General features: G+C 43.5%; 7 protein-coding genes and 2 pseudogenes. 7 read left to right on the forward strand and 2 right to left on the reverse strand.

All coding sequences use genetic code 11. The annotated features are described in order from the left end of the window. Positions 1-234 precede the first annotated feature (234 nt). The 4 genes and pseudogenes from ACJJI6_RS05795 to ACJJI6_RS05810 form a co-directional block, all read left to right on the forward strand. On the forward strand, positions 235-3,402 hold the full coding sequence (locus ACJJI6_RS05795; protein ID WP_445364214.1) for a hypothetical protein: 3,168 nt from the start codon (positions 235-237) through the stop codon (positions 3,400-3,402). Beyond that, a complete protein-coding gene (locus tag ACJJI6_RS05800) occupies positions 3,402-6,281 on the forward strand; it encodes a hypothetical protein (protein WP_445364213.1) in 2,880 nt (959 codons plus the stop codon). The genes ACJJI6_RS05795 and ACJJI6_RS05800 overlap by 1 nt, the downstream gene beginning before the upstream one ends. Further along, positions 6,278-7,858, forward strand: a complete 1,581-nt coding sequence (locus ACJJI6_RS05805; RefSeq protein WP_445364212.1) for a hypothetical protein — start codon at positions 6,278-6,280, stop codon at positions 7,856-7,858. Before ACJJI6_RS05800 ends, ACJJI6_RS05805 begins: the two co-directional genes overlap by 4 nt. After that, positions 7,857-7,970: pseudogene (locus ACJJI6_RS05810) on the forward strand (IS481 family transposase); the annotation flags it as partial. The gene ACJJI6_RS05805 and the pseudogene ACJJI6_RS05810, both read left to right, overlap by 2 nt. 123 nt (positions 7,971-8,093) lie before the next feature. Here ACJJI6_RS05810 and ACJJI6_RS05815 read toward each other — a convergent pair. Beyond that, positions 8,094-8,234, reverse strand: a pseudogene (locus tag ACJJI6_RS05815) (IS256 family transposase); the annotation flags it as partial. 827 nt (positions 8,235-9,061) lie between these two features. Here ACJJI6_RS05815 and ACJJI6_RS05820 point away from each other — a divergent pair. The 3 genes from ACJJI6_RS05820 to zigA all read left to right on the forward strand — a co-directional run bounded on the left by ACJJI6_RS05820 (position 9,062) and on the right by zigA (position 12,045). Continuing rightward, positions 9,062-9,355 (forward strand): hypothetical protein, encoded by a 294-nt coding sequence (locus ACJJI6_RS05820; RefSeq protein WP_475712784.1) that lies wholly within the window; start codon positions 9,062-9,064, stop codon positions 9,353-9,355. 109 nt (positions 9,356-9,464) lie between these two features. Beyond that, positions 9,465-10,718, forward strand: coding sequence for a tyrosine-type recombinase/integrase (locus ACJJI6_RS05825; RefSeq protein ID WP_445364210.1), 1,254 nt, complete (start codon positions 9,465-9,467; stop codon positions 10,716-10,718). A 121-nt stretch (positions 10,719-10,839) separates the two neighbouring features. Beyond that, on the forward strand, positions 10,840-12,045 hold the full coding sequence (gene zigA, locus ACJJI6_RS05830) for a zinc metallochaperone GTPase ZigA (protein WP_475712785.1): 1,206 nt from the start codon (positions 10,840-10,842) through the stop codon (positions 12,043-12,045). A 100-nt stretch (positions 12,046-12,145) separates the two neighbouring features. Here the strand turns inward: zigA and ACJJI6_RS05835 are convergent, their stop codons facing one another. Beyond that, a complete protein-coding gene (locus ACJJI6_RS05835) occupies positions 12,146-13,531 on the reverse strand; it encodes a S8 family peptidase (protein ID WP_413662043.1) in 1,386 nt (461 codons plus the stop codon). Between the last annotated feature and the right edge of the window lie 297 nt (positions 13,532-13,828).

Here is a 13,828-nt window from a genome sequence, read left to right on the forward strand (position 1 = left end):
TCTAAGCAAACTATTCAACCTGTTTAAACAGGAGCCTCATTATGTGGAATACTCGATGTCAGCACATTTACAATGAACTAGATACAGTGTTACTTATTAACGATTTAGAAGATAAGAGTAGGAACGATCATGTTCTCAAACGTGAGAAAAAATCGCTTGGAGGAACGGTAGTCCCCTGGTGTCGCAATATTGCAGCTAAGAGAACACTAGATATTAAATAAAAAGTAAATAACTATGAATATAGCCGATGCAGCTAATCCCTATTTTTTCATCGAAGAGAGGAAGGCAATAAAGGAAGGAGGAAAGTTTGTTACGGCAGGAAAGACAATAATTTATTCCGTATTGGATGAGGTATATATTGGGGAAAAGGATTTACTAAATCCTTATGCTGAAAAAGTTTCTGGTGGGAACGACATTGTTATATATGGTTTAGATATTGTACTTGTGAGCGATTTCATACAAAGATCTGCAAAGATTTACGAGGGCCGAAATGTAACTATTGCCTGTAGGAAACTAACCATTAATGGAAGTAAAAAAAATGGACTGATCATTGATGTAAGTGCTCATCCTGATGAAACCCACAAGAATACAATAGCGCCCACTAAGACCTATAAAGCAAAAAAAAGTGATACAAAAGGCACTGACGGTGATGATATTGCTATAGCCATCAACAGATCGGATGGAAGTTGGAGTAGATATTTTGAGGAAGAACCTAAAGGAAAAGCATGGGCTAAGCAGGGGGCCAATGGAGGAAGCATAATTATAGCTTGTGAAACTATCGAGTTTAAATCTAAGCTAATCCTAAAGGCAAACGGTGCAAAAGGTAATGCAGGGGTAGGAGGACAGAATATAACGGTAATCGGTAATTCCATTGGTGGAGATGCCGGTAAGGGAGGTAAGGGCGGTCAACCAGGTAAAATTGAGCTTTACTACAACAAAATTAAGTCTAGTGAAAAAGCGTATTCAGGGAATATCGATAAATGGGTTGTTAGAGAATGTTTTGCAGGAAAACCTGGCGAAAGTGGCAAACCAGGATACGCACAAATTACGGACAAATATGGCAAACCATATAGCAAAGTTTATGGCTCAAGCGCTGAATTAGTTGATAGCTTTGAAGACGGTATTCCAGTGATGGCTTCACCGGCCAGCTTACCATTAAGTAGCAAATACATTGATGAGCCCTTTCCTGACTTTTCTGCAATAGCCGTCTATTCTGATTTCCACTTTTGGTCATTGCTCTATCATAGAATAAAGCTAGATTATATCAAATTTCAACCAACTGGTTATTCGGCTATAGACCCTGAGAACCCTGAGTGGGTAGCACTTGGTGAAAATTTGGTTTTTACGACCTTTTTGGGGGCACTACATTCAAATAATTCGGATAATCCAGAGTTCTCTAAAAAATTCAAAAAAAAGCATGATATCGAGAAAAAAGCATTAGATTCATCAATTTTAAATGTCATGGATGACAGCGAAAGAGAACTAAAAAAGCCTTTGGCTGAAGCATTTAAGATGATGCAAATGTGGCATGCTGGAAAACAAACAATCTGGGGAGGCGAGATTACCCGTGTTCCGCAGTTACCTTTTGATGTTCTAATTGAATTGGTTGATGAATATTTTTCATCACAAATTAGGATACGTGATTTCTATATAAAATTGCGGATTCAAGAAGCAGGTGCAAAAGTTGAGAACTCAAAACACGCAGATATGACTGATTCGGCGGATTGCGCGATAGCTTTACATGAGGCGACTATCAAAGTATTAAAAAAAATATTATTTGGTACGTCTAAATATGACATAAAGAACGATAAGTCCTTAGTCGGAAAGCTTTACGTCGCTGATCAAGAATGTCAAACATTGATTGAAAATCTTTCTAGAGATCTTGAAGATGTTGTTCCGATTGTTGAGGATTCAGTTAGTCTTAGCTTTAAAGATATACTCAGCGCTTTTAAAGACCTAATATTTGTTGCTTCGGATTTGCCTGCAGCAGGACTGATGGCAATTGAAGAGGGTACAAGTCTATTCTTAAAAGCAAAAGAAAAAATATCGACTGATGATGGAGCAGAAGTACTCAAGAGTACTGTTATTGAAGAAGTCCGACATATGATCAGTACCGAAGTTAAGCTTGGCGAGCTAGTTGCTACCGGCGAAAATCAAGAAAAGGTAAATACGCTAATTATTACATCAGCAAACAAAATAAGTGATTATGTCAAAAAGTTCTCTAATAAATTAAAAGAAAAAGGCAAAGAGGTTGAGAGTGACGTAAACCATATTGTAAATCTTGCCAAATCAAAAAATGAGCTTTGGATTTTATGTAATAAAAAAATAAATTTGCTTGCTAAAGAGCTTACGGATTATCAAAAAGCTGTAGAAAAACGACAAGATATAGATAGGCTTTTTGATCAGAATCAGTCTCCCGAGTTAAACAAAGCAATTAAACATTATACCAATGTCTACTTGTCAAACATTGAGCGTACAGCAGATATCTGGGTGCAACTTCTTCGTAAATTGTCGTATATAACCCTTGGCCAAATCAATATGGAAAATAACTATTTTGATAGGTTGTCTACATTCTGGACAGTAGATAAAGCTAGCGCGCAGGAGAAGGCTGATAAAGAAAATAGTCTGTGGGATATTGCGGATAATGAAGTAATCGGAGAGCAGAAAAAAGATGGCGTTCGTTGGCAGCTGGCAAACTATAATGCAAATTTACAAAAGGCGATAGCGACCAATCCAAGTGATTATTCTAAATATAAAGTTGAAAAAAAAAGCGATGCCTATATCACTATAAGCGGCAAAACCCCTGATGGGAAAGAATTGATTAGTTCATTATTGAATTATGAAACAGTTACGATTCAAGTGGTGCCCGGGGAATCAACAAAAATACAAAAGTACTATTCAATGGAGGGTAAAAGGGTAGATTACCCCTATTGGCGAAATGCTTCTACCTTTCAATTCCCATTGATGGGTGTGCCCAGCTTCGATGTACGTATTGCAAAAATTCGTCCATGGATACAAGGGGTGAATACCGATTCAGTAGGAGGGGAAATTTCAAGAGTGGTCTTCCAGGCTAAGATAGGAATGCAAGCGTACATCGTAGACCAAAACGACATCGCTCATTTTTATGATTACGGTCTTGATGCCCCGGTTGCAACATTTGTACATGCCGCGCAAGCAACTCATGGTGACGATTCAGTAGAGGATGCGCTGGGCGAGGATGGAAACATTAATAGTAAATTTGTTGAGCAACGCGGAATTTTTACATTTTTTCAGCTGTGCATTCCTGATATTGAATTTAATAGCGGATTGACTGCAGCTACAAAAATTGAAGATATTGTCCTTAATATCCATTTTTACACTGTAAAGCGTGGAAAATATTATTCCAAATTAGGAGTAGAATAATGGAAGACGTTATACAAGATAATTCAAAAACGAGAAATATCCTCATTGGAGATAGCAATCAAGCAAATGAAGAGGAGCGCGCTGCAAGATCTATGCTCCTATACCATACAAAAAAACCTTTGGCAGCATTGATGCTGACAACTAAAGTATCGGATGCAGTGAGAAAATTAAAGGATTCCAATCCATATGCTACCGAGGAGCAGATCGATAGATTGAGAGAAGAGTGTATACAGGATATGGGGTATATCACCGATCTTGCCAGCTTTAAAAGCCAGCAAAATTATATGGATGCGTATCATGCGGGTCTTTTTTGTGGCGATTACGCGATTATTGACTCAAAAGATAACCTTCATCGGTTAATTATTGGCTCTCAATCTATACGGTTTTTGTTAAACGGAAAAGATGAAGTTGTTAACGTTCTCAGTGAGGGAGAACATTATAACAGCCAAAGAATTACAATAAAAAATAAAAAAATAGAACTGAATATTAAATTAAATACGCCTATTGAAAAATTGAATTCTGGGTCTAATTTTAAAGAAATAATTGACAGCTACAAAGTTACTGTGACCGGAAGCATGACGTTGATTGCGGAGGATAATAAGGACGAGTTAGTGCTTGTAGGCAAAGCTGGCGTAAAGACGCCAGCAGGTATTCGTTATGAAAAAGGTTACGAACCGCCTTTTATTTGGGCGGGAGAATATGTTGTTCGGTATACCGACAATGATAACTGGGATTTTTTGGAGGAAGCACTTAATATTCTGTATGACACCAATGAGCATACTTTGTCACTCTATTTAGGAAAAGTCAAAGCTACTGACTTATATTACACACACAATGTAATGGGCTGCAAACTGGAAAGAAAAAAGGGGGTTGTTACCAATGTCTCAATGAAATGCTGCATTAGCATGAATGGGAAACGAAAGCTGTTTATTCGATTTGATGAAGATAAAAAAAATCGGAACTTATCTGCATACTCCAAAATTAGGCTGAAGAAATCCACGCTTTGGGGGGAGCCTGTATCTCTAGCAGCAGAAGTTTCTGCGAAAAATGTAGCGCGCATTACTGGAAAACAAACAAGTCCGATTTTTCCATTTACTACCGATGGTGATGATATAACCCGTGAACAAAGTTTATTTTGCAGAACGGTTTACGATTCCAATTTAATGGCCGCTGACTTGTTTCCGTTAACAGAAACGAATACGCCAGCAGAAGGTGAGGGGCCAAAAGAAGAAAATAGTTTATTTAAAGGCAGTACTATTTCTTTAGTGAAAGATGATGTTAATCAAGAAGGTGAAATTACCGGTTTCAGAGTGGATGAGCTGGATGAGTCAAAAAATAAAACTGGGCGGATAGCGATATATAACACCGATGATGTCACCTCTGAATGGGAGATTCCTGACGGTGCATCTTTGAAACATTATCAACAATTAGATCTAGATATGAAACCAAAGCCTGGTCTAGAGAATGTTCGATTAGGTTTTAGTAGTGAATTAACACATGAGTTACCAAGACTAGTGGAAACTGACTTTTACGAATGTAGACTTAATCTATTGGATTATGGGAGCTATTGTGGCGATGGGGTTAGTATTGAACTTGCTATAGATGATCCGGACCAAGGTAAATTATTGACTACATCAAAGGCCACAAATGCGACATGCCACAAAGTAAGTCCGGTGGGTCTAGGGCCTGATATCAAAATATCTAATGTAATAACAGCTGATAACGGTACGGTGGTGAAAATAGAAGGGGATGTTCCAGACTTTACCAAGGCCTCTGTACTGATTCGTGCAACTAGTGGGGAGACGCAAGTGGCAGGCAGTCACTATTATCATTTTTCTATGATCCCCAAAACCAAAGGCAGATCAGGCTTCTATGATGTTTCCAAGTACATTTGTGAACCCACAGAAGAAGGCCCTTACAAATTAGTGTCCAAAAGTACAGAAAGTGTACCCATCTTAATAAGAACGCTGATAAATATGGGAAGCGCAGATGAGATTGCCTTATCGGGTGAAGACTGGCCTCCAGCTTACCGCTCTAAACACTATGAAGCAAGAGTAACGGCAATGAAGGGCGTTCAACCGTTTACATGGCGCCTCATTAAAAATGATATACCTGCTGGTTTAGACTGGGATCATGATGCAAAGGTTGGCAAGGATATTGATGAGTCCGGATTAATTTCTTTTGGGGTTTCCGGAACCGTCGACGATAGTGAAGATCCAGGAACTACCCATCAGCCCCTGATACGTGTTATGAATCATAAAGATGCGATAATGGCGCCCACACTAGTGATTCCACATATTCAAATTAGTGAACCCGAAATTGAAGATCAAAAAAGTCGAGACGATGGTTTAATCGCATTAGCAGCAGTTGAAGGGTGTGCTGGTTTGGTTGGGCTTGCCTTGGCTATCATTTTAGGGGCAAAAGAGCTAAATAAGAAAGACGAAGAGACCACTGATAAGGACCTTGAATTGAAGGCTCGTCAACTGATAGGTAAAATTGAGCATGAAAATGAAGAAAACATTCAACGATTGGGTGATGAGATTAATAGAATTTCGACAAGGTTCGCAGACCTTGAAGTCGAAACACGCACCAATATAGAAGACAATATAAATGACATCGATCATAAAATTGAAAAAATGAGGAATACCTTAACAGAAAGAAATAAGCGGATATCTGATTTAGAATCCAAGCTTGAAGAGTTGGAATTTGAAAATAACAATGAGAACGGAAGGTTAAGTTCAGAAATCTATAATTTAGAGCGGGAAATTGATGAGTTAAAAAACGCTAATGAAGACTTAAGGAGTCGACAAGAGGAATTTCAGAAAGAAGAGGAAGCATTAGAAGAGAGCGGCGCTTCTCACCACGAGGTGGAAGTATGAATTTGGTCATCTTAAAATCACTTTTCTCTCTCCTATTATTTTGTTCATTTATTCCTTTTGGGCATGCTGCAAAGGAATTAGTTTATTTCGTTGCAACGAACGGAAAGCATGGCAATACGGGTATACACCCAGACCAGCCCCTGAGGTTTTTAGCAGAAGCTGTAGATAAAATTGGAGAAGACAATGTGCACCCGGTGACTATCAAAATGTCAGTTGGAAACTTTGAAACAGCTGACCTTTTGCTACCTCCCAACACCACCGTTGAAGGCGGGTGGAACACTGGTATCAAAAATGCGTTTTCAGTGCAAAATCAGTTCACAAATCGACAGCTCCTAAACCTAAAGGAAAAAGACTATCTATGTGAAAAGCATACATGCTTGAATGGCAAAAACGCTGACCGATTGCTAACCATTAATCAAAAAAATGTCCATTTAAAACAGCTTGTTTTAAATGGTAGTGACCGCTCAAAAGTACCAGGGCAGAGTTCATATGCATTGATTGTGGATAAGGTAGATACTTATTTAGATTCAGTGGTCATTAAAGTGGGGAAAGGGGGTGTGGGGAAAAATGGCCAGCCCCCCGAAGCTGGAAAAAAATACTGTACCAAAGGCGGTACGGGTGGTCGCTACAAAGATATTCATGATTGGAGTGGTTACCCCCCAAACCCAGCGTATCCTCGACGTAATCCTTATTGTCACGTGAGCAATCATTCAGGCAAAAAGGGTACCGATGTAGCTACTGGTGGTAAAATTGCACGAGGTGGAAGTGGAGGGGAGACTGGAAATTCCAACTGTATTGATTTTCCAACAGTGAGTTATGCAACAAAAGGAAATGGGGGACATAACGGTGGCGATGGGATTCCAGGTAGGCATGGATCTCCGTTAAACGCAACTAGTGGTTTTTTTTCTTACAATAATGATAACAAATTGTATTGGGACACAAATTTAGGTAGAGGTAATGGAGGTCGTGGTGGTAACGCGGCCGGTGGCGGAGGGGGCGGTCTCGGTGGCTCATGGTATGTATATTGGTTTTGGTGTGATGATAAAATGTATCAGGGCGGGAATGGTGGCGACGGAGGGGATGGAGGATGTGGTGGTAACGGAGGAATAGGAGGCCAATCTGGCAGAGGGGCATTCGGCCTTATCATTAATAAGTCAACGGTTAGATCGAAAAGTCTGGTAATTATCGGCGGAGAAGGTGGGCGAGGTGGTAATGGGAGCGATGCCAGACCAGGAGAAGAAGGGCAGCCTGGTGTTAAACCTAAACACGGTAACTATGTGGATTATTGCGGGCATCAAGGTTATACACAAAAAGGGGGTAAAGGAGGTGATGGAGGAAGAGGTGGTGACGGCGGTGGAGGGGCCGGAGGGCCTGGAGGGCCAATGATTTCAGTTGTGAAATTAAACGGTGCCAGCCTTAAATGGGACAAAAATGAAATTCATCGTATCGGTGGCGGTAAAGGAGGCGGAGGAGGTGAAGGAGGCAAAGGGGAAAAAATTAAAGAAGGAACACGAGCGCCTCATGGCAATGATGGAGTACACAAGCCATATACCACAATTATTAAAGTAAAATCGTAAATTTCGACCAAACAAACCCGGCTCTCCGCATCCTGATGGCAAAGTAGGGCGCTCACAAAGAACTGACAAAGAGGAATTTTACTCGACCGTTAGTCTGGATCTAGAAGAACTCCAAAGCACCACGCTTCTCGAGTGACAAGGGCTTCATGGATCTTTCGGGGGTAAAACACTAATGGAAGTTGTTTGCGGGCACCTGAGGGGGTAAATAATTCTGTGTAACTGCCCCGTCAGTTGGTTATTGGTAGTCGGTGAGTCGCTCACCAAACTCGATCATAAATCTGTTTAAAGCTGGCTTCCAATTACGGATTGGCATTGTCCATTTTTTTGAAGCACCCTGCATAGCTAGGTATACCACCTTCATAGCTGATTTATCTGTATTAGTTCAGACCAAATCTGACACATCTCCTTAAAAAGAAGGGGGATTTAGCACGCCTGCCTCCGTTAAGGTCCTTTTCTGATAGTCCTGGTTCAGAATGCGACCATACTGCACTTTAATTCCACGGCATACTCAGCCAGTTACCGCTTGACTATTTTACTGTATTAGCCTCGAGCTAATGGAGTCATCTACTGATCAAGTTCGCAAGCCCTTGCAGTATATTCGCGACGCACTCTAAGTAAAGGGTACCCCAATTCTGGATTTTCATAGATAGTAGAACTTTTACCAGGGATTCACACAGTATCTTTCCCGACCAAGATTCTACTTGCTTTGGTCCCCTTTCCTAGGAATAAGGATGTAGATAGCTGCTAGATCGATGCCTACCCCCAAAAGGGCAAGAAAGAATGCGGTAAGTGTGCCAGTATTTCCACCTTCGACATTTTCCCCAGCAGGAGGCCAATAGACAATTACCAAGGTCAGCGTCCATATGCCTAGGCCGTAAAGGATCCAAGTTCGGTTAAAGTGCTGCCTCAAACCCCGCCGGTAAGATGTCAGTTTCTGTACGATGTAAGCTGCAGAGAAGAATATAATGCATCCCACAACTGCAAGGTTGCAGAAGAATACCAAAGAAGGGTAAGCAAAACGCCTAAGTTCCAAGTGAAATTCATTCCATATGGTCAAGCTGGATAGGGGTTCCGTCGGAATCTAGCCTTGAGCTGTCAATCTACTTGTGATTTCTAGCATGAAGGAGGCTTTGTAATACGTGCGCAGGGATAGGCGTAGATCGACAGTGGAGAGTTTGCGACGGATGTGCAGGAGCTGGAATCTTGGTAGATAACCCAGCGCCGTTTGATGTGCAGCTAACAATATTTGCTAACGAGGTTAAGCCGCTTCGCGACTTCCTCGCGAGCATAAACACCGACCTGGTTAATCTGGTTAACCTGGTTAACCTGGTTACCCAGGACCTAAAACAAACGGAGAGCGTTATGGGAGCACTGCAGGAAATCATCGGAGAGCTTGATTTGATCACGGTTCGACACGAGCACCGCAATCAATCTTTCGGAAAGCAGGGACAGACGTGGTTATCGGAAATAGTAGTCAAGAAAAAATTGAAAACCTGAGGGGGTTCAAGGGGTTACGATATTTCCGATATTTGTGAATATCGGATATTTTATAAATACCCGATTTTACGTATAATTTGCCGCATTCCAACAACAACGCCATATATCTATGTCTGCTTCCAACCGGCCACCAGCACCAATCATCGACAACCTGAGCAATCTTGAGAATCCATTCCGCTGCACCAGCTTTTCAGCTAGCCGTTATCTCAGCAAGCAGATTCCTGGTGCGAATACCGATCTGGAGTTCACGCTTAAGTTTCTTTACAGCTACAACGGTAGCCAGGCAACGTTTAACAGCTACCGCCGTGAACTTGAGCGTTTGCTGCAATGGGCGTGGCGCATTGAAGAAGTTTCAATAATGACTCTGAAGCGCGAACACATTGAGGAGTTTGTGCAGTTTTGCATTGAGCCGCCAATTGCCTGGATCGGAACTAAGAATGTTGCCAGATTCAAAACACAAAATGGCGAGCGCGTTGTGAATGCCGATTGGCGGCCATTCGTAGTCAGTGTATCCAAAGTTGAGTTTCGTGCTGGCAAGACGGCTTCCCCCAAGGAGTTCCGGCCATCCCAGGCAGCGATCAAATGCATCTTTACTGCATTGTCGTCTTTCTTCGATTTTCTCTATCAAGAAGGCCTGGTTCCAGCCAATCCTGTGGCACTGATTCGCCAGAAAAGCAAGTTTGTTCGACGTGAGCAACAAAGCCAGGTTGTACGTCGAATCAGCAACTTGCAGTGGGATTATGTCCTGGAGACTGCTGAGATCATGGCCGAGACATCACCAACTGATCACGAGCGAACTTTATTCATTATGAACGCCCTATTCGCTATGTATTTGCGAATCTCTGAGTTGGTTGCGGATGAAAGATCGGCACCAGTTATGGGTGATTTCAAGAAAGATCGCGACGGAAACTGGTGGTTTCATGTTACAGGTAAAGGTAACAAAGGCCGGGCGATCACTGTTTGCGACCAAATGTTGAAGGCCTTGAAGCGCTACAGAAATTATTTGCAGCTCCCTGCTCTGCCCAGCATTAATGAGCAGACACCTCTGGTGCACAAGTCCCGTGGCAAGGGACCGGTTACCAGTACCCGACAGGTTCGCCTGATTGTTCAAAACTGCTTTGATTCTGCCCACCAACGGATGGTTGAAGAAGGCTTAGGGGAAGATGCTGAAGATCTTAAGGCTGCCACTGTGCACTGGCTCCGCCATACGGGTATTTCTGAAGATGTGAAGTACCGCCCCCGCGAGCATGTGCGCGATGATGCGGGCCATGCAAGTATGGCTACGACCGATCGCTACATTGATTCCGATATGCGGGAGCGGCATGAAAGTGGGCGGAGTAAGCGGGTAAAGGAGGAGCGGTAATACTACCGCCCTACCCTCATGTAAATGAAATAGCTTGACCCATAAAAGATACGATATATCATTGCGCACAATCTGATTAACCTAGTACACATGGATGAATACTCAGAGTGTGGAGAGACTAATGGCACATACAAACAAACTCCCAGTCACCGTCCTTTCAGGTTTTCTAGGTGCCGGTAAAACTACCGTACTTAGCCACATACTGAACAATCGCGAAGGCAAAAAAGTTGCTGTAATCGTCAATGACATGAGTGAAATCAATATTGATTCGACGAAAGTACAGAGCGAAGTTTCTCTTAACCGTAGTGAGGAGAAGCTTGTTGAAATGAGTAATGGCTGTATTTGCTGCACTCTGCGGGAAGACCTTCTGGAGGAAGTCACTAAGCTTGCGCAGGAAGGACGGTTTGATTATCTCGTTATTGAATCAACAGGGATTTCTGAACCCTTACCCGTTGCAGAAACCTTCACTTTTGCCGACGAAAATGGTGTTTCTCTCTCTGATGTTGCCAGTTTGGACACAATGGTGACGGTGGTCGATGCAGTCAATTTTTTAAAGGACTATGACGAGGCCGTATTTTTACAGGATGCTGGTGAATCATTAGGTGAAGACGACGAACGCAGTGTAACTGATTTGCTGATCGACCAGGTCGAGTTCGCAGATGTCATTCTGATCAGTAAAACAGATTTAGCTGGCCCTTCTGATGTTGAGCGCCTAGAGGCCATTCTGCGAACTCTAAATACGCAGGCAAAAATAGTTCCGGTCTCTCAGGGGCAAGTCGATATTGACGAGGTTCTAAGTACCGGCTTATTTAACTTCGAGCGCGCGCAGCAAGCACCTGGTTGGCTTAAAGAGATGCGAGGTGAACATATTCCAGAAACGGAAGAGTATGGCATTAGCAGTTTCAGCTACGAAGCACGTAGCCCCTTCCATCCAGAAAAATTTCATCAATTTCTGCACAATACTGAGAGGCACGGCAAGTTAATTCGCTCCAAAGGGTATTTTTGGCTAGCGTCCCGCCCTGAGTTTGCAGGCGAGTGGAGTCAAGCGGGAGGTATTGCCCACTATGGGTTCGCTGGGATGTTCTGGAAAGCTATACCCAAAGAAAACTGGCCCACAGACGAAAATTATCGCAGCTCCATTGAAAAACAATGGGTAGAACCCTTTGGTGATATGCGGCAAGAACTAGTATTTATTGGCCAGAGTTTGAATCAAACCAGCATGACAAAAGCGCTTGATGACTGCCTGCTAAGCGAGGACGAAGTGCTACGAGGCAAAGAATACTGGGCGACATTGAATGATCCATTTCCCGCATGGGAACAAGGATGAATATTAACCTCACCCCTGTACTTGGCTAGATCCTTTAGTGGGAAAGTGTAAAAGACCGACGAAATGTCGGTCTTTTATTAAGCTAGCGCCTTTCGACAGTTCAATTCTCTATAGCGGCCTCAACGGCTGCCGCCGCATCAACAATGCCTGACCCACAGCGCCGACATGAGCCTGTAAAACTTCGGGCTGTACTGGTGAGAATGGATTCAACCTCATCTGGTGTAACATCGGGCTTGACTGAATATATAAGTGCGGCTGTACCGGCAACATGTGGAGCGGCCATGCTGGTGCCGGCGTAGTAAGCGAAGCTATCACTACCGGGAGTTCGCGCGCCGCTGTTTAATGTAGAGAGAACGCCATCGGATTCCACCGAGTTAGTTTCACCTCCGGGGGCAGCGACATCGACCACATTGCCGTAGTTGGAGTAGTAAGCAAGTCCTCCGGAGCGGTTGGTCGCGGATACTGTAATGACTCCTGAACAGTTAGCCGGCGAAAACCAGAAGGCATTCCGCCCAGAGTTACCCGCGGCAACAACAACTGTGGCGCCCAGGCTACGGGCTGTATTGATGGCACTTTGAGTTGTGCTTCCACAGAGGCCAAAGCCCCCCAGGCTCAAGTTCAACACTTGAGCCGGAGTTTCATTGGCTGGTGCACCACTAACCGAGCCGCCAGCGCTCCAGACAATGCCATCAGCAATATCAGATGTGTAACCGCCGCAGCGGCCGAGTACTCGAACGGGGAGCACTTTTGCTTTATGGGCTATCCCAGCGATACCCATATTGTTGTTGGTGACGGCAGCAATGGTGCCGGCCACATGAGTGCCATGCCAGCTGCTATCAAATTCGGGATACAGTGGGTTTCCGCAGTAACTATCGGTATACCAATCCCCGGGATCACTGGCATCACTATCACGGCCATCCCCATCTACAGCGATATCGGAATCCGAAATCATGTCGTAACCAGGCAGCAAGTTGTCCATGAGGTCTGTGTGAGCGAGATAACCGGTATCAATAACTGCTACTACCACGCCCTCCCCCTGAGTTATATCCCAGGCTGCGGGCAAATTCAGTCCACCATCAGCTTCAAAGTAGTGCCACTGGTCGTAATAGCTGGGGTCATTAGGGACCGCCATAGGGTGCATCATCAAGTCGGGCTCAGCGTACTCAATATTGGGGTCTTGTTTTAGGCGGTTGATTATCAGGTTGATCTCGGCTTGGCTTTTTCGGCTCCCCAGGTGCATGACTTGTGCACCCGTCGCCATGCGCCGCAAGTGGCGCAAGTTGTGGCCCGCACGGCGAGAGGCTTTCTCCACGGTTTCCTGAGTCATGCTCGCTGACCGTCCGATCGTGGAATCCTGCTTGTATTTCACAATGATCCGGTCAGTTGTTGGGGAACTACTTAGGTTATCCATTTGGGTGGCGAAGGAGCCTGTACATAGAAGTGAAAACACACCTGCTAGAGTGGATTTTTTCAACAGTGACTTCATTATTGTTATCTCTCCATGATGATTTAGCCGACGGGGTGTAACATCCTAACCATTAGTACCACTGTCCCTGTTGTGACAGGGCACGTTAGGCTTTACGCAAGATATATGCCTGAGCAAGTCATGGCTGGATATCGAGACAAAATTAGTACCAGTGTTTCAATTTTGCCCACAGGGATAGTAGTGGCAACCGATGTATCCTTCTTAGGTGATTGCCGGCCTCTTTCTATTCTTGTGACAGCCTCCACCTAAACAAACTTATTTATCTGTCTTTGCACCGATATAGAGATAACTAAGGGC

This window comes from Microbulbifer maximicatervae (SeqCode) (genome assembly GCF_056232625.1).